The organism is Chitinophaga sp. CC14 (genome assembly GCF_048957795.1).
Lineage (GTDB): Bacteria > Bacteroidota > Bacteroidia > Chitinophagales > Chitinophagaceae > Chitinophaga > Chitinophaga ginsengisegetis.
On the sequence record NZ_JARBFY010000001.1, the window covers coordinates 842,562 to 859,971 of the forward strand.

Here is a 17,410-nt window from a genome sequence, read left to right on the forward strand (position 1 = left end):
ACATGAAAACAATTAGTCATTTAAATAATAAGAGATCTGATTATTCAGCTCAAAAGAATGACTCCTCTGATAGCTAAATGACCAGATCTCTGATTATTTATACGATTAATATCCCCTTTCGTTTTTGCCTTCCATATAGTTCATGAATGCTTTATTCACTACACGGTTGCCGCCCGGAGTGGGGTAATTACCGGTAAAGTACCAGTCGCCCAGGTTGTTCGGACAAGCCAGGTGGAGGCTTTCGATAGATTGGTAGATTACTTCTATTTCGGCTTTAATACCGCCAGGGTTAAGGATTTCCGCAATCTTGGCAGAGATCTGTTCCGGGGTAAACGGCTTATAGATGTTTTTCACTACGTTTTGTGCGTGAAGGGTGTTGGTACGCTGCAGTTCCTTACAGAGGCCATAGGCTTCATTCAGGATATGTTCCTTGCCGTGGTCTTTCAGGAGGGCAATGGCGGCCTGGAAGGCTACGAAATCGCCCATTTTGCTCATATCAATACCATAGCAGTCCGGGTAGCGGATTTGCGGGGCAGAAGATACGATGATGATCTTTTTGGGTCCTAAGCGGTCCAGCATCTTCACGATACTTTCCTTCAGGGTGGTACCACGTACAATAGAATCATCAATTACCACCAGTGAGTCAATACCGGGTCTTACCTTACCGTAGGTGATATCGTACACGTGTTGTACCATTTCATTACGGCTGGAGTCTTCGGTGATGAACGTACGCATTTTCACGTCCTTGGTAGCTATTTTATCGATGCGGATCCGGCGGTTCACCATTTCGGTGAGCTTTTCCTCATCAAAATCGTTACCCCAGGAGAGGATGCGTTCTACTTTTATTTTGTTGAGATATTCTTCCAGTCCTTTTAACAGGCCATAGAAGGCTACTTCAGCAGTATTTGGAATAAAGGAGAAGATGGTATTGCGGAGGTCATTGTCGATGGCCTTCAATACGGTACCGGATAAGTGACGACCCAGATCAGTACGTTCCTTGTATATTTTTTCATCGTTACCACGGGAGAAGTAAATCCTTTCAAAGCTGCAGGCTTTACGTTCTTTGGGTTCGAGAATCTGTTCGATGGAGTAGTCGCCGTTGTTTTTTACGATCAGCGCATTACCCGGCATCAGTTCCAGCACTTCATTTTCGCCTACGTTGAAAGTAGTACGGATAGCGGCCCTTTCAGAGGCAGCTACAATTACATCGTCATTAATATAATAGTAAGAAGGACGGATACCGTGTGCATCGCGGATCACGAAAGTATCACCGGAGCCGATCAGGCCGCAGGTGTGGTACCCTCCGTCAAACATGGAAAATGCCTGTTGGAGGATCTTTTTGATATCCAGGTCGTTGCTGCCTTCATTGTCTTCTTTGGCGAGGAAATGGTGTACCACTTCCAGCATGGCCGCCAGATCACTGTTTTTGTGAACTTCACCAGGTTGTGCCTTGGAAAACTCAAACAGTTCATCGGTGTTTATCAGGTTAAAGTTTCCTGCCATAGCGAGGTTGCGGGCAGGAATGGTGTTGTAGCGTACAAAAGGATGGCAGAGTTCCACGTTGTTTTTACCCTGGGTGGCATAACGGATATGTCCCATCATGAGTTCACCAAGGAAACGCACATGGCCTTTCATCAGGCCGGGGTATTTGGTGATTTCCGGCTGATATTTTTCTATCTCCTGTATTTCGTCACGTACTTTCGCAAAAATATCTCCGATGGCCTGCGGAGCAGCACTGCGGATGCGGTGCATAAAGGGAACGCCTGGTTCGGTGTTCAGTTTCACGGTAGCCAAACCAGCGCCATCCTGGCCCCTGTTATGTTGTTTTTCCATGAGCAGGTATAGTTTGTTCAGCCCATAGAAAACACTCCCATATTTTTGTTGGTAGTAGGAAAACGGTTTTCTTAATCTTATAAATGCCAGACCGCATTCATGTTTGATCGCATCACTCATGGCAGAAAATTGAAGTCGCAAAGGTACGCCAAAAAAGGAGAAAACCAGAAAGCGATTGGTAAAGCTATCAGCCTTTGCCTATTCAGTATCAGGGCATAAAAAAAGCGGAGATAAAAGCTCCCGCTCCTATCTCCGCTTTATATAAATAGTTTGATTATTGCTTGGCAAGTGCAGCCATCCACTGGCTGATATGATTACATTCTTTGTATTGATCGTCTACGTGTACGTAGAAGGTCGGGATCTTTTCGATGAGCCATTTGTTGATGGCTTCCGCGCGTTTGATATCCAGTGTTCTTTGCTGGATGCGGGAATAGTCATCTGTAAGGTTTTCGCGGTGCGGCTGGGTACGTGTTTTCAGGTACACGATCCGTACTGCTGTGCGGCCGTTTTCATCTGTAAACTGTACCGGGGCGGAAATCTGACCTGGTTTCAGGGTATCGAGCATCATTACGATATCCCTTTCGGTAGGGTCATCCAGCTGGTCGATGGTGATCAGGGTGCTTCCGTCGCCTGTTTTGGACTGCATCATACCGCCATCAAATTTGGCGCTTGGCGCGTCGCTGTATTTGGCTACTGCTTCCGAGAACGTGATTTTGCCAGCCACGATGCTTTTACGGATAGAATCCAGTTTGGCGGTATTGCCTGCCAGGTCGGATTTGGTTACTGCGGCTCTTACGAGGATGTGTTGTACAGTAACGTTATCGCCGGAGCGTTTCAGCATCATGATCAGGTGGTATCCGTGTTGCGACTTCACCGGGGAGGAAATTTCTCCTTCTTTCAAACGGAAGGCGGATGCCAGGAAGTCGGGATCCCAGGTATTTTTATCGTTACGGTTCAGGGTGTACACGCCTTTGTTATCTTTTACACCCGGATCTTCGGAGTAGAGGATAGCGAGGGAGCCGAAATCGGATTCTTTATTCTGAACACGTTTTTTGAAATCGAGGAGGCGGTCGATGGCGTATTGGTCCATTTCGCGGGTAGCTTTGGGCTGCAGCACGAGGGTACCTATTTCCAGTTCTGACTCGTAAAAATGAAGACTATCTTTCGGGATGGCGTCAAAGAAGCGTTTTACTTCTGATGGCGTTACTTTTACCGGTTCAATGATCTTGTTGCGCATTGCCTGGGCCAGCAAACCTTCTTTGATAGGCTGACGGAAGCGTTCGCGGAGCTGGTAAATGGAGTAGCCGGTAACTTCTTTCATTTTCTCCTTACTGCCGTACATGGATTCAAAGTAGCGGATACGGTTTTCCATCTGGGCTTCCACGTCGCCGTCACTTACCGGTAAACTGTCTCTTTCCGCCTGTAACACCATTACTTTCTGGGAAATCAGCATTTCCAGTGTTTTGCACGCAGCATCGGGCGCCAGATTGCCATCGGGCGAGTTGTGTTGCTGATCGCTGAGTGCTCCGTCCATATCGGATTTGAGGATAATTTTATCCCCTACAACCCCGATAATCTTGTCTGCCACCAGTTTCTGGGCCGTAGAAGCCTGCCATAGCAGCAAAGCGCCTGCGGATAATGCTAAAAGTTTCTTCATACAAAAGCGGTAAAAACCAAAAATAACCATTTAAAAGTCAGTAGCATAGGGAATGTCGATGGATTTAACAAAAGTTTAGATAAGCTGCCGCCTTTTAGCCATAAGCATCTTAGCCAAAAAAAACAGCGAAGAAAATAACGATAATAGGTTTTACACTACGGATCGTTCTTTTCTTCGCTGTATGTTATTTTAAAGCGGGTAGTTTTTGGCTACAGGCTTATAAAGTTCTCTTCACTTCTACTTCTTCAAACCCTTCGATGTTATCGTTAGGTCTCAGGTCACTGTATCCGCGAACGCTCAAACCACACTCCATGTTGGCGGCCACTTCTTTCACGTCATCTTTATAACGTTTCAGTGAGCCGAGTTCGCCGGTGTGAACCACGATACCATCGCGCACCACGTTGATACGGGTGTTTCTTGTCAGCTTGCCATCGATAACGAAGCAACCTGCCACGGTAACCTTCTCGAATTTGTAAGTTTCGCGCACCTGAACGTTGCACACCACTTTCTTCTCGATTTTTGGTTCCAGCATCCCTTCCATCGCGCTCTTGATTTCATCAATCGCGTCATAGATGATGGAGTAGTTACGGATTTCGATATTCTCTTTCTCCGCGAGCTTGGCAGCCTGTGAGGAAGGTCGTACCTGGAATCCGAGGATGATGGCATCAGAAGCGGTTGCCAGCAATACGTCGGATTCTGTAATCTGACCTACTGCTTTATGAACGATACTGATCACGATTTCTTCGGTAGACAGTTTCTGCAGGGAGTCACTCAATGCTTCTACGGAACCATCAAAGTCGGCTTTGATGATGAGGTTGAGCTGTTTAAAGTTACCCAATGCCAAACGACGGCCGATTTCATCCAGGGTGATATGTTTCTTGGTACGGATACCTTGTTCACGAACGATTTGTGCTCTGCGGTTAGCCACTTCTTTGGCTTCAGATTCTTCGGAGTACATCTTGAACTTCTCACCTGCCTGTGGCGCACCATTCAGGCCGAGTACCTGTACTGGCATGGATGGTCCTGCTTCTTCCATTTTCTGGCCGCGTTCGTTGAACATGGCTTTGATTTTTCCGAAGAAGGAGCCGGATACGATGGTATCGCCCTGACGGAGGGTACCATTTTGTACCAGGAGGGAGGCAACGTAACCGCGACCTTTATCCAGGGTAGCTTCCACGATACTTCCGGAGGCTTCGCGGTCGGGATTGGCTTTCAATTCCAGCAGTTCCGCTTCCAGTAATATTTTTTCGAGGAGCACATCGATATTTAACCCGCTTTTGGCAGATATTTCCTGGCTCTGGTATTTACCGCCCCAGTCTTCCACCAGGAGGTTCATGCCGGCCAGTTGTTCTTTGATTCTCTCAGGGTTGGAGCCTTCTTTATCCACTTTGTTGATAGCGAATACCATTGGCAGCCCGGCCGCCTGTGAGTGGGAGATTGCTTCTTTTGTTTGCGGCATGATAGCATCATCAGCAGCGATCACGATTACAGCGATATCTGCTGCTTTGGCACCACGGGCACGCATTGCGGTAAACGCTTCGTGACCCGGAGTATCCAGGAAGGTGATCTTTTTGCCGCTGGCAGTTGTTACCTGGTACGCACCGATGTGCTGGGTGATACCACCGGCTTCACCGGCTACCACGTTTGCACTCCGGATGTAATCGAGCAGGGAGGTTTTACCGTGATCGACGTGACCCATGATGGTTACGATCGGTGCACGTGGTTCCAGATCTGCAGGATCGTCTACTTCATCTTCATCATCGGTTTCTTCTGCATCTTCCAGACCAATGAATTCAACTTCGTATCCGAATTCGCCGGCCACCAGTTCTATTACTTCCGCATCGAGGCGTTGGTTGATAGATACCATGATACCGAGGCCCATACATTTAGAGATAACTTCCGCGAAGCTTACATCCATCAGGTTAGCCAGTTCGGATACAGAAACGAATTCTGTAACCTGGAGTTTGTTGTCTCCATCGCCCTGGTTAATTTTCTGGTTGGCTCTTTCTTCACGTTTTTCTCTGCGGTGTTTAGCTTTCACGTTTTTACCGCGACCGCCGCCACCGAGCTTGGCCATTGTTTCCTTGATCTTATTCTGGATCTCGTTCTTATCGATTTCTTTTTCTTCGGTAGTACGTTTATCCTCACCGCGGTGCTGACCTGGTCTGTTGTAGCCGCCCTGACCCTGGCCTGGCCTGTTATAGCCTCCGCCTTGTCCGGGTCTGTTGCCACCACCACCTGGTCCGCCGCCTGGACGGTTGTAACCGCCACCCTGTCCGGCTGGTCTGTTACCTCCGCCGCCTGGACCGCCTTGTCCGGCTGGCCTGTTATAGCCTCCGCCCTGACCCTGGCCTTGTCCGGCAGGTCTGTTGTAGTTACCGCCGCCGGTGCCTGTGTTGGCGCCGCCCGGACGGTTATGGTTACGGTTATCGCCTTGCGGACGATTTCCGCCGCCCTGGCCCTGGTGTCCACCTCCGCGGTTATCATTGTGGTGAGGGCGGTTGCCGCCTTGTCCACCATGTTGATGCGGGCGATGTTCGCCTGGGGCGCCGCCTTCTTTGCGGTCACCTTCTTTAAAGTCTTTAGGCTGAACGGGTTCAGGTTTCTTTTCCACGATGATACGCTTGCGTTTGCGTTTCTCGTCCCTGCTAAAGTTGCTGTTCTTATTATTATCGCGTCTGTCAGACTGAACTGGCAGCTCAATTTTGCCGATTACTTTAGGGCCGGTTAATTTTTCGGCCTGGATATTTTCAATCACAGCAGCACCAGATGCCTCGTCCTGTGCCTGTGGGGCTGCGGGAGGAGGTGTTGGTGGGGTGTTTTCGGCAGTAGAGGGTTTGCGATTTTCCGTCTTTACGACATGTTTAACAGGAATGTGCGCCGGTTCTTTGACTGCAGCCGGTTTTGCCTCTTGTAATACTTCTTCCACTTTATTAACTACAGGTTTATCTTCAACCGGTGCGGCTTTTTCCGTTTTTTCTGTCGTATCGGTCTTATCTGTTTTCGCTACTTTCTCTGCCGGTGGAGTGGTTTCGGCTTTAGGGGCCTGTTCCACTTTATCAGCTTTATCAGCTTTTTCAACTGGTTTCTCAGTTGGTGCTGTAGTTGCTTCCTGTACGGGAGGGGCAGGAACGGGTTTAGGTTCCGGTTTTTCAGCAACGGGAGGAGCGGGTGTAACGGGAGCCGGTTTTTCTTCTTTTACCGGTGGTTTCACTGCTTCTGGTTGCGGAGCCGGGGTTTCTTCCTGGTCTGCTTTTTTAGCAACTGGTTTTTTATTGCGGTTTAATGCGTCCAGATCGATAGTGGTGATTACTTTAGGGCCGTTGATTTTCGGCGAATCCGTTTTCTTCACTGCGTCTGGTTCTGCCGGAGGAGGCGTTGCCGGTGCTTTGGGAACTTCCGCAACAGGGGGAGCTGTAACAACGGGTGGTTCAGGCTTCGGTTCAGCTTTTTCCTTTGCGGGAGGCGGGGTTGCCTGGGCAACATTCGCCTGTGGTTGCGGTTCCGGCTTAGGAGTTTCCTTAACTGGTTCCGGTTTAGGTTCAGGTTTTGCTTCCTGTTTAGGAGCAGGAGCTGCCTCTTCTTTTTCTTTAGTGGTATTCTTTTTAGCCGCCGCTTCCGCTTCCTCCTTCTCTTTCTTCTTCATCGTTTCTAACACGCTTCCTTTAGGCAGGGCTATCTGGTCGCTTTTGCGCTTGTTAGCCTTGTCCTGCTGGAACTCCGACTGCAGTGCTGTGTACATAACAGCCGTAAGACGGGCATTGGGAGAACCAAAGCCGTCCATATCAAAGCCTTTATTGCCAAGGAAATCGATGAGGGTTTCCTTACCAATATTAAACTCTTTGGCTGCAGCCAGCAATCGTGGTGTGTTGTTTGTTGTTTCAGGCATATCGTATTTCGGGCCTCCCCTGTTTCCCGTTTCTTCAAAACGGGATGTTTTTTTACGTTTAAACAATAACTCGAAAAAATCAATTCCCTTTCTAATAAGGCCTTTACCTGGGAAGGGTTGTGGCTCGGCTTTATTCTTTGTCAAACTCTTCCTGTAATATTCTTCTTACATCCTGCACTGTCTCTTCTTCCAGATCGGAACGGCGAACCAGTTCTTCAACGGTCAGCTCCAATACGCTGCGGGCAGTGTCACAACCTATTCGTTTAAGCTCATCTATTATCCATTCTTCGATTTCATCCGAGAATTCTTCCAGATCGATATCAAATTCAGACTGTTCCTGCGCTTCATCACGGAATACATCAATCTCAAAACCAGTCAGTTCACAAGCCAGCTTAATGTTTACTCCTTTTTTACCGATAGCCAGTGATACCTGGTCGGGGTTAAGGTAAACGGAAGCGTATTTGTTTTCGTTATCCACTTCCATGCGGCTGATCCTGGCGGGTGTTAAGGAACGCTGAATCAACAATTGAATGTTGGTGGTAAAGTTAATGATATCTATATTTTCATTTCTCAGTTCGCGCACGATGCCATGAATACGGCTTCCTTTCATACCCACACAGGCTCCTACCGGATCTATACGGTCATCGTAGGATTCAACAGCCACTTTGGCTCTTTCTCCTGGTTCACGAACAATTTTCTTGATCACGATAAGCCCGTCAAAGATCTCAGGCACCTCAATTTCCAGCAATTTAGCCAGGAAGGATGGATGTGTGCGGGAGAGAATGATGAGTGGTGCGTTGTTTTTCATTTCCACCTTCTTCACCACCGCTCTTACGTTCTCCCCTTTTTTGAAATAATCTGTGGGGATTTGTTCAGATTTAGGCAAAATTAACTCATTCCCTTCATCATCAAGCAATAAAACTTCTTTTTTCCAAACCTGGTATACTTCACCATTTACAATTTCACCTGCTTTGTCGGCATATTTCTTTACCAGGATGTTCTTTTTCAGATCGCCGATACGGGCAGATAAAGTTTGTTTCGCCGCCAGGATAGCCCTGCGGCCGAAATCCATGATCTCTACCTCTTCATATAAATCCTCGCCTACCTGGTAATCCGGTTCTACCTTAATAGCTTCGGAATAGGCAATCTGGGCATTATCATCTTCTACTTCCCCATCCGTTACAATGGTTCGACGGCGTAATATTTCAAGGTCACCTTTTTCGGTATTTACAATCACGTCAAAATTCTCATCTGAGCCATACTTTTTCCGCAGAAGCGTTTTGAACACATCCTCCAGGACCTTCATCAATGTAGGACGGTCAATGTTTTCCGCCTCCTTGAACTCGGTAAATGACTCAATCAAGTTAATACTAGCCATGTTTAGTTGTTATATTTTAAAACACGATGCACACCTTTGTGTGCTTTATTTCATTAAGTTTTAAATCAGTTGATTTCTTTTCTTTCTTCTTGCCAATCAGTTCCTCGATATTAATAGCATCTTCGGTTACCGTTTGGAGGGTGCCCTCTTTTACAGAGCCATCCAGCAGGGTAACTTCCACTTTGCGTCCAATATTTTTAAGGTATTGTCTGTGCAGTTTGAGCGGTTCATCCAGGCCTGCGGACGAAACTTCCAGGGAGAAATCGTTATTTGGGAACAGTTCAGCCGCTTCCAGCAAAGGATATAACTGACGGTTGAATGACACCAGCGTAGCCACCGGCACCCCTTTATCCCCGTCCAGAAAGAGCTTGATATTGTTAGTGGGCTTAATTCTGATGTCTACCAAAAAATTGTCGGGATCATTCGCCAGCAGTCCTTCTGCCATCTCCCGGATAGTTTTTATCACGTGTTCGTTTGCCATACAAAAAGCGCGAAGGGGACAATATCTCGTCCCCTTCGTTTGAATCATTTTTCCTTCTACAAAATTAGGATTTTATTTTGATTGAAAAACTATTTCTTTAACTTGTATCTAAATATTTGTGTAAGATGCTCTGCCATCATTCATATGTATTTTTAAAATATCTGACGTGACCACCGCTTTCTGGCGAAAAATAAATATCGAACTGCTGGCATGGCCCCTGGGCCTTACCCTCCTGTATGTGATGAAGCCCGACGAAAATGCAGGCAGCCTGTGTTTGTTCAAAAATATTGGCATCCCCATTTGCCCCGGCTGCGGATTAGGTCACGGTATTCATTATTTTTTACACGGACAATGGACCGCCTCCATTCAACACCACTTGCTTGCTCCCCTGGTAGTAGCAGTGCTGCTGTATCGCATCCTTCAACTGGCCCGGTATCAATACGCTGATTTCAAACAATCATAAACCCAACACTATGAACGACTTTTCATTTGCGATGCTCCCCGGAATCGAAGCCGAGGAAATGATGTGGCTACAGGAACTTACCAAGGGCTATTCCGCCGAAAACAAGCAAAGATTTCTGGCCGTATACCAGGGCAGACGTAAAGATCCCCAAACAATTCTTATCTGCAGCCTCATAGGTTTCCTGGGTGTAGCCGGCGTGCAACGCTTCCTGGTAGACCAGATCGCGATGGGAATTGTATACTTCATTACACTCGGCTTCTGTGGCATCGGCACCATTATAGACGCCATCAACGCCCGCAAAATGACCTGGCAGTTCAATAAAAAAGAAGCCCTGGCATCCGCAGCTTTACTCGGACTTTAATCTCTCCCTGAAAGTTAAAAAAACCTTAAAATGAGGTGATTTTCAGGAAGTCGGAATGTATATTCCGCTACCTTCGTGTCATTATGTTAAGATTTATAATTTCTATATTTCTGGCCTGGCTGCTGTACAAACTGGTATTCGACCTGATCATACCAGGCTACAGAGTTACCAAGCAAGTGCGCAGACAAATGAGCGATATGCAGGATCATATGCGTCAGCAGTATGAACAGCAAAACGGCGGACAAAAAGGTTCACCACCACCTCCCACCCCACAACCCAAAAATGTGGATAAGGGAGATTACATCGATTTCGAAGAAATTAAATAAAAAAAGGCCGGTGCATCACCGGCCTTTTTTATAACGCCTTTTTGGGCTGAAAAATATCCATAATCGTTCGGGGCGCCTGCAAATGAATGGTTTGCAACCCTACGGCCTTCGCTCCATCTATATTTGGCAACGTATCATCTATAAACAACGTTTCTTCCGGCAATAACCCATTCTCCTCCATCACCATCAGGTACGACTCCTTATCCGGCTTGCGGTAACCCATCAGGTGGGAGTAATAAGCCCTGTCGAAAAAGCTGCCCAGCGAAGGAATTCCCCTGCTTTCCTGCAACAACCGGTTGAAAGCCTCCAGGTGTATCGCATTGGTATTACTCAGCAAATACAGGTTATAATGCTGCCGCAACTGCTGTAATAACTGCAGCCGCTGTAACGGAAAATCCAGCAACATCGCATTCCATGCCGCCGTTATCTGCCCACCTGTAATCCCCTCCGGCACGTGCCGCTGCATTTCCGCCAAAAACTCCTCCACGGAAACATGCCCTGTTTCCAGGCCGTTAAATAGGCTGGAACCATGAAACTGTGAATACAACTCATTAAAGTTCTTCACGCCAAGAGCAACAAATGCGTCGTTGGTAAGCTGGTAGTTGATGTTCAGAATAACGCCACCCAGGTCGAAAATAATGTTCTTTATGCCTTGCATGCCGCAAATTTATTAAGTATATGCGTAAGCGTTGGTATTAAAAAAAAAATTTAGGTTAATTCAATAAAATAATTAATTTTGCCGTCCCCTGAAAAGGGGAATTAGTTCTTCGGAACGGGTCCTATAGCTCAGTTGGTTAGAGCACCTGACTCATAATCAGGGGGTCCCAGGATCATGCCCTGGTGGGACCACACGATAGGAAAGGCTTTCAGCGGTTTGACGCGGGAAGCCTTTTTTCATTTGATACATGTTTTGATACTTAATTGACAATTTTAAAGTTAGCCTGTACAACGGCCATAATTTATTAGCTCCTCCCCAATACTGAAGCAAAGGATCACAGTTCCGCAATATTTCTCAATAAGTTTTTAATACGCAAATAGGGTACATACCCCCCATTTATATTTAAGTAAATCTTTTTTGTTAACCACGAAACCTTATTTATGACAGTTACATCCATTAATGCCCTTAAAAGTCTGAGTACTCCCCAGGCCAATACCATTTACCACGTTTTAGGTTATTACGACGCCAACGATGGTGGCGGCGGAGAGTTCTACTGGGACAGCAGCGACACCACTTCTCCGGAGAATGGAGGAACGATTTTTATTGCCTCAACAGGACGTTGGAAAAGATTATATGACGGCGAATTAAATGTAAAATGGTTTGGCGCAAAAGGTAACCCTGATGCTATTGATGATGCTCCGGCAATCAATAAATGCCTTGACTACGCCAGACAGGTATTTACCAATGGAGGCAAATTGGTGTTTCCCCGTGGCCGTTATCCCATTTCCAGTACCCTGAATATGACCAATGCCATCTTCTGGCAAATTATTGGAGAAGGAGCCACCATCGCCCCAACCAGTGCCATTACAGCTATCAATATAAAGGCCAGCCGATCCACTTATACTGGATTAAATATTAGCTACGAGACCTTAGATCCCGGTGTTAAGATCAACGAAAACTGCGTTGCTATCTGGCTCCATAAAGGTGGTAGTACAGTAAATGACCAGGTGAACAACACTACTTTTGAGTGTTTCTCTATTATTGGTGCTCATACCGGTATCAAATCAACCCCAAATACCGGTCTGATATGGCAGTTGGATTTTAAATCTATTTACTTCGATATCTATGAAGGAGAATCCTCAATACAAGCGATAGGGTTTGATATTGCCAGTGGTTTTAACCAGGGAGGTAGTACCACAATAAGGATTTCAAAATGTTGTGTTCAAAGCTTCATAGTGAACAGATTGAACAGCAGTGGCGAACCAATTTACCCAAAAGGTGTTGGATACAGGGGATTCAGAATTTACTATTCTACAGATGTTTATATTGTTGACTCTTCCTATGATGGTTATCTGGGTGACACTATCCAGCTGAATCAAAATGGCCAGATCATGGATATTTTCTCAAAGAATATTCATATCGATGGATTTCACTGCGAAGCATTAACCAACACTTTAAACGCCAATATTACACAGGCCCCATTCCGGATCAACAGTACCGGATTTCTCGATATCAAGAATGTTGTAATACTGGATTCCTTTATGAACTGTGGAGGCCCGACAGCTGCCGGTGCCTGGTTTCTTTTCTTTGGAGGCGGCGTTTTTAACTTCGGGACCTATAACGACAATCACATTGGTTCTGCAGACAATACCCCCGTTTACATTATTACACTCAGCAACCTGCTGGATGGTGATGATGTTACAAATAAAAGATCCCAGATTAATTTATCCAATTCAATACAACCCTCCCAGGTTCATCTGTTGAACAGGAATTATAACAGCATCCGTTTCGACGCTATGGAAGTAAATGGCTTGGTTACTGCTGTTACAGGTACCGCTCCGGTTACAATTTTAACCATACCAACTACACGCGCTTCCTGTATGATTGCTGTAAGAGGATTCTCCCAGGTAGATGGCAGCTCTTACTTTATCGACTACCTGGTAATATCCCGGTCACGGACCAGCGGAATCGTGAAAATAAAATCATTACTCAGCGATAATAATAGCTATGCAAGTGTCGTGAATACCTATAGTGTAACATCTGATGGGAATATCCAGCTTGCCAGGAATATCTCTACCGGTTTTTGGGTAACAACTAAAGTTGTAAATATGATCTAATTAGAATAGGACTACTCTCAGGCTAAGGTTATCCAACAACCTTAGCCTGACTATCTATAAGGTATTGCAGAACAGCAATTCGCAAATTATTATAGCCATAAAAAAGTATTGAAAAGGATATCTACTATTATCAGTCCTCCGTATCAGGAAGCGCTAAACCAGGTGCTTTTCATTTATAGGGAAAAGTTCTGACTATTGCCGGATTTTCACACCCCTTGCAGCATTCCCCTTTAAACAGGAGGCAAATGGGAACACTTAACAATGGTCGTTATATCCAGGGGATCAGCAAACAATGGAGCGCCAACCTATTGTTGATCGACGCCCTGGCATTGCCAACACAGATTCGTCCCGGTAAAAGCAATCCCTCCCTCCAAAAGGCAGACCAGCCATTTCACAGAATGGACTAGTTGCTGGCTCATACCCCTGAAATATACACTTCACCGGAATTACCGCTTTAAAAGAGTTGTAAAAAATACCCGTTTCGGTTATATATTCACCGGATATTCAGTCAGCTTTGCCGTTTGCTAAGTGGATGTAAACCGGGCGTCTGATAAAGATAGCTTTGGTACAATAAAATTATTGTATCATGAAAAGAACAGTTTATCTATGGTTGCTGCTTTGTTTGCCTTACCTGCTACCGGCACAGGGCAAGCCCGGCTACTTTGCCCTGAAACCGGGCGACTGGTTTGATATGCAGATTACGAAGCACAAGGATAATGATTACTATCCCGTGATGGAGCCGTTATTACAGTTTCAACGCCAGTATGTGCTGAGGTATCAGTTACGGAACCAGCTGCCGAATGGCAACCAGCAATACAGTATCACTCTTGAAAGAGTTGTAGCGTATACTCCGTATAGTCAGAAATTTGGCTGGATGGGGTACGACAGTTATTATCCTCCCTATAAGCAAGGGTTAGATAAAAAGCCACCTAAAGGGATGTTCCGGTTGGAAATTACGGCCAACGGAGAAATCGTATCACTAACCACCGACAAAGATCAGCCACCTTTGCCGGTGATGATGACGAGTTATAGTCCTCAAAAGCAGGTCGGCATATCCATCCGTTCAACTTACTCGCCTATACCGCCGGAGGAGTTGCACCCCGCGATAGAAGCGATGCTGAAATTACGTAGCATCAATAACGGCATACCTGGTCTCATTCCCGCCAAAACTGAATATGAATACGCCCAGTTGCTTACCGGCGCATCTTTTCCGGTTGCAGGCAATACATTGATAAAAGGCACATTGGCGCATGCCCACAAAAAGCAAGTGGAGATTGAATTGGGAGGCAGCACGTTCAGTTTTCCCATTAATAGCCGGGGCGAATTTTATTGTCCGTTACTGTTAACAAAACCGGAACGCCGGTATATTACCATGGAAAATAACGGAGGGTATGTTTTCTTAGCTCCTGGTGATACGCTGATCATTGAAGCGGATGCCGATACTTCCCGTGGATGGCAACCCAGAAAGCTATCGGGCGGTGCTAAATGGAGTTCTATGCTGGCAGAGGAGGTGAATAACATCTTTTACGGTGACGAGGGTATGAATACCATGTACAGAAATAAAACCCTACAGGAAGTGCTTAACGCACAGGAAAGCGCAAATGCCAGATTCCAGGCAGTGTTGCAAACCTATGAGGGAAAGGCGTCTCCCAAAAGTATCGACTACTTTAAAACCAATTGGCAATACCGCATTGCGGATGACTGGCTGGTTTTTCTGTATACTCATGGCTATCAGGTAGCTCCGGAAAAACGGCCATTCCAAGACATACCGGAAATGATCACCACTGGTATTGATACCATGCCGGTGGCAATGAATTCTTATCATGACACCAACTTCTCTTTCTATCATCAATACCTTGATTGGCTCCTGATTTATCAACAGTCACGCATCAGTCTCTCTGCTGGCGGCAGTTCAGAAGAATCTTCCTTTTACAGCAATTACTTTGTCCTGCTTTCTATGTTGAAAGGATACCCGCTGTATTATAAATTATCAAAAGGGATCAGTGAAAGCATGAAAGCAAATAGCTTTGTTAAAAATCAGCGGCTGAAACCTTATTTCGAAGATTTTATTCGTAACTGCGACGACAGCAGTATCATTAAGCCTATCATCAAGGACTGGAAGCTCATGGAACACTGGGCGCCGGGTAATACAACGCCCTTCCCAATCCTATCGCTCGCCAATGGCAAAACGTACGATTTAAAAACACAGCGTGGTAAAACCACCTGCCTCATATTTGATCATGCCAGCTACTTTCAGGACAGTGCGTTGGTTAAAATGGTTAAAAAGCATCCGGAAGTAACCTTTGTGTTCGCATGGATAAATGAGCCTGGCTTTAACCGCCAACATGATCCAGAACTCGGTACGTTGTCCAACTTTACTAGTATTGAAATAAAAAACCAGGGAGATAAAAACTATGAAGTATATGGGATAGCCGAAATGGGCAAGAAAAATGTTGTAGTACTGGATCAATGGGGAAAAATAATATCAGATCACATCTATTCTGACGACAACATTTGGGATGATCTGAATACAGCCATAGATGATGCAGCAAAAGCGCCCCGCTTTTCGGCCCTGCAAAAAGCCGGCGTGATGAATATTATTGGATGGAGCCTTGGCTCCATCCTCTTTACCGTGCTGGTGGGTATCTGGATTTACCGGGTACGCATTCAGCGTATTAAACGGGCGGAAGCCATGAAAACCGCGATCCGGGAACTGGAAATTAAAGCCATCCGTTCACAGATGAATCCCCATTTTATTTTTAATGCACTCAACTCCATTCAATCGCTGATCAACACCAGTCAATATAAAGCCGCCAATACCTATCTTGTAAAATTTTCGTTGTTGTTGAGAAGTGTATTGCACAATGCCGAAAAAAATATGATTACACTGGCAGATGAACTGGCTACCATACGCCTTTACTGTGAGCTTGAACAATTGCGTTTTAATTTCTCCTTTGAAATGGATACACCGGAAGAACTGGCTACAGATCTGGTAGATATACCCGGTATGATTTTACAGCCACTGGTAGAAAATGCTATCCTGCATGGTATTTCTTCCAAAGGAAAAGAAGGCCTGCTCCGTATTACCATCGGGAAACAACATGCAGCGTTACTGATTGCAGTGTACGACAATGGCCCGGGATATCATCCGGAAGCTGGTAACGGTTCGCACAAAAGTGTAGGGCTAAAACTGGTACGGGAAAGACTGCAGCTCTTCAGTATCACCGGGCAAACAGCCAGTTTGCATATTAGTAACGGGAACGGCACAACGGCATTACTCACTATTCCAATTGAAAGCGTATGAAGATAAAAAGTATTCTTGTAGACGATGAGGCAAAAAGCAGGGATAATCTGCGTGTACTCCTGGGTGAATACTGCCAGGCGGTTGACATAGTTGGAGAAGCTGATTCTGCAGCCACTGCGCTCAGACTCATCAAACAACTGGAACCGGACCTTCTTTTCCTGGATATTGAAATGCCCGGTGGCTCAGGGTTCCAGCTATTGCAATCACTACCTGCCAACAGGCGCTTTGAGGTTATTTTTGTAACAGCTTACGACCACTATGGTATTGCGGCAGTAAAAGCCTGCGCCATCGACTATGTGCTGAAGCCCATAGATGTACTGGAACTTTCCGGCGCTGTAGAAAAAGCGATTGCGCAGATTGTACCCCAGCAGGAAAACAGCCGTTTGCGGGAACTGGTAGCCAATATGGGCAAGCCTATGGCAGAAAACCGTATCGCATTTCCACTGGCGGATAAAATTATTTTTGCCCTGCCGGAAGATATTATTCGCCTCGAAGCAGCAGGTAACTACACGCATGTATATATCTCCGGTCAAAAAAAACTGATTGTTTGTAAAACCCTTAAAGAATACAACGATCTGCTGGTAGATAAGCATTTTATACGTACGCATCAGTCCCACCTGGTCAACAGTCACAAAATTACAGCCTGGATAAAAACAGAAGGTGGCGCCATTTCTATGGAAGATGGCAGCCAGGTACCTGTTTCCCGCCAACGCAAAGAAGAAGTATTAAAAATACTGATGAAATAACTACGGCGCGTTTCCGCGGGTATCACACTTACTTTCCGGTTGCTGAATACAGGAGATATATTTCCATTTTTCTCCCGGTCTTTTTTTGTGATTTCAAACAAACGTTAACCCTCAATGGCCCGGCAAACAGGCATACCGGCGTGGAACAATTCTTCACACAGTCGCCGGTTATTTTGCACAAAACAATTCGAGTCCTT

General features: G+C 45.9%; 13 protein-coding genes and 1 tRNA gene. 8 read left to right on the forward strand and 6 right to left on the reverse strand.

From position 1 onward, the window contains the following. Window positions 1-105: 105 nt before the first annotated feature. From PV783_RS03610 to rimP, 5 genes are all read right to left on the reverse strand, one after another. A complete protein-coding gene (locus PV783_RS03610; RefSeq protein ID WP_420987137.1) occupies window positions 106-1,833 on the reverse strand; it encodes an amidophosphoribosyltransferase in 1,728 nt (575 codons plus the stop codon). Between the two features lie 274 nt (window positions 1,834-2,107). Beyond that, window positions 2,108-3,490 carry a peptidylprolyl isomerase gene (locus tag PV783_RS03615; RefSeq protein WP_159454384.1) on the reverse strand — a complete coding sequence of 461 codons (1,383 nt, stop codon included), beginning with the start codon at window positions 3,488-3,490 and terminating at the stop codon, window positions 2,108-2,110. Window positions 3,491-3,707: 217 nt separating this feature from the next. Beyond that, window positions 3,708-7,379 carry a translation initiation factor IF-2 gene (infB, locus tag PV783_RS03620; RefSeq protein WP_111577439.1) on the reverse strand — a complete coding sequence of 1,224 codons (3,672 nt, stop codon included), beginning with the start codon at window positions 7,377-7,379 and terminating at the stop codon, window positions 3,708-3,710. A gap of 130 nt (window positions 7,380-7,509) precedes the next feature. Then, a complete protein-coding gene (gene nusA / locus PV783_RS03625; protein ID WP_079471571.1) occupies window positions 7,510-8,757 on the reverse strand; it encodes a transcription termination factor NusA in 1,248 nt (415 codons plus the stop codon). 16 nt (window positions 8,758-8,773) lie between these two features. After that, a complete protein-coding gene (gene rimP / locus PV783_RS03630; RefSeq protein WP_227024441.1) occupies window positions 8,774-9,238 on the reverse strand; it encodes a ribosome maturation factor RimP in 465 nt (154 codons plus the stop codon). A 166-nt stretch (window positions 9,239-9,404) separates the two neighbouring features. On the opposite strand from rimP, the gene PV783_RS03635 reads away from it, so the two are divergent. Genes PV783_RS03635 through PV783_RS03645 form a run of 3 tightly spaced genes read left to right on the forward strand, consistent with a single transcriptional unit; the run spans window position 9,405 to window position 10,388 of the window. Continuing rightward, window positions 9,405-9,701, forward strand: coding sequence for a DUF2752 domain-containing protein (locus PV783_RS03635; RefSeq protein WP_420987138.1), 297 nt, complete (start codon window positions 9,405-9,407; stop codon window positions 9,699-9,701). Between the two features lie 10 nt (window positions 9,702-9,711). Further along, window positions 9,712-10,062 carry a TM2 domain-containing protein gene (locus PV783_RS03640; RefSeq protein ID WP_079471574.1) on the forward strand — a complete coding sequence of 117 codons (351 nt, stop codon included), beginning with the start codon at window positions 9,712-9,714 and terminating at the stop codon, window positions 10,060-10,062. Between the two features lie 35 nt (window positions 10,063-10,097). Continuing rightward, window positions 10,098-10,388, forward strand: coding sequence for a DUF4834 family protein (locus PV783_RS03645; RefSeq protein ID WP_111577169.1), 291 nt, complete (start codon window positions 10,098-10,100; stop codon window positions 10,386-10,388). A 28-nt stretch (window positions 10,389-10,416) separates the two neighbouring features. On the opposite strand, the gene PV783_RS03650 is transcribed toward PV783_RS03645, so the two are convergent. Next, window positions 10,417-11,046 (reverse strand): HAD family hydrolase, encoded by a 630-nt coding sequence (locus PV783_RS03650; RefSeq protein ID WP_420987140.1) that lies wholly within the window; start codon window positions 11,044-11,046, stop codon window positions 10,417-10,419. A gap of 117 nt (window positions 11,047-11,163) precedes the next feature. Between PV783_RS03650 and PV783_RS03655 the strand changes: the two genes are divergently transcribed. From PV783_RS03655 to PV783_RS03675, 5 genes are all read left to right on the forward strand, one after another. After that, window positions 11,164-11,237 (forward strand) — tRNA-Ile (locus PV783_RS03655). A 249-nt stretch (window positions 11,238-11,486) separates the two neighbouring features. Continuing rightward, complete coding sequence (locus PV783_RS03660; RefSeq protein WP_420987141.1) at window positions 11,487-13,163, forward strand: hypothetical protein; 1,677 nt, start codon at window positions 11,487-11,489, stop codon at window positions 13,161-13,163. Window positions 13,164-13,408: 245 nt separating this feature from the next. Then, window positions 13,409-13,570 (forward strand): hypothetical protein, encoded by a 162-nt coding sequence (locus PV783_RS03665; protein WP_420987142.1) that lies wholly within the window; start codon window positions 13,409-13,411, stop codon window positions 13,568-13,570. Window positions 13,571-13,749: 179 nt separating this feature from the next. Then, a complete protein-coding gene (locus tag PV783_RS03670; RefSeq protein ID WP_420987144.1) occupies window positions 13,750-16,467 on the forward strand; it encodes a sensor histidine kinase in 2,718 nt (905 codons plus the stop codon). After that, the gene (locus PV783_RS03675) at window positions 16,464-17,213 is read left to right on the forward strand and encodes a LytR/AlgR family response regulator transcription factor (RefSeq protein WP_420987146.1); all 750 of its coding nucleotides are present in this window, start codon (window positions 16,464-16,466) and stop codon (window positions 17,211-17,213) included. Before PV783_RS03670 ends, PV783_RS03675 begins: the two co-directional genes overlap by 4 nt. Window positions 17,214-17,410: the final 197 nt, after the last annotated feature.

What these genes read in the sequence shown, in the direction of transcription:
- PV783_RS03610 (WP_420987137.1), bottom strand. Translation starts at nt 1,833, where the DNA reads ATGGAAAAACAACATAACAGGGGCCAGGATGGCGCTGGTTTGGCTACC.
- PV783_RS03615 (WP_159454384.1), bottom strand. Translation starts at nt 3,490, where the DNA reads ATGAAGAAACTTTTAGCATTATCCGCAGGCGCTTTGCTGCTATGGCAG.
- infB (WP_111577439.1), bottom strand. Translation starts at nt 7,379, where the DNA reads ATGCCTGAAACAACAAACAACACACCACGATTGCTGGCTGCAGCCAAA.
- nusA (WP_079471571.1), bottom strand. Translation starts at nt 8,757, where the DNA reads ATGGCTAGTATTAACTTGATTGAGTCATTTACCGAGTTCAAGGAGGCG.
- rimP (WP_227024441.1), bottom strand. Translation starts at nt 9,238, where the DNA reads ATGGCAAACGAACACGTGATAAAAACTATCCGGGAGATGGCAGAAGGA.
- PV783_RS03640 (WP_079471574.1), top strand. Translation starts at nt 9,712, where the DNA reads ATGAACGACTTTTCATTTGCGATGCTCCCCGGAATCGAAGCCGAGGAA.
- PV783_RS03650 (WP_420987140.1), bottom strand. Translation starts at nt 11,046, where the DNA reads ATGCAAGGCATAAAGAACATTATTTTCGACCTGGGTGGCGTTATTCTG.
- PV783_RS03660 (WP_420987141.1), top strand. Translation starts at nt 11,487, where the DNA reads ATGACAGTTACATCCATTAATGCCCTTAAAAGTCTGAGTACTCCCCAG.
- PV783_RS03665 (WP_420987142.1), top strand. Translation starts at nt 13,409, where the DNA reads ATGGGAACACTTAACAATGGTCGTTATATCCAGGGGATCAGCAAACAA.
- PV783_RS03670 (WP_420987144.1), top strand. Translation starts at nt 13,750, where the DNA reads ATGAAAAGAACAGTTTATCTATGGTTGCTGCTTTGTTTGCCTTACCTG.
- PV783_RS03675 (WP_420987146.1), top strand. Translation starts at nt 16,464, where the DNA reads ATGAAGATAAAAAGTATTCTTGTAGACGATGAGGCAAAAAGCAGGGAT.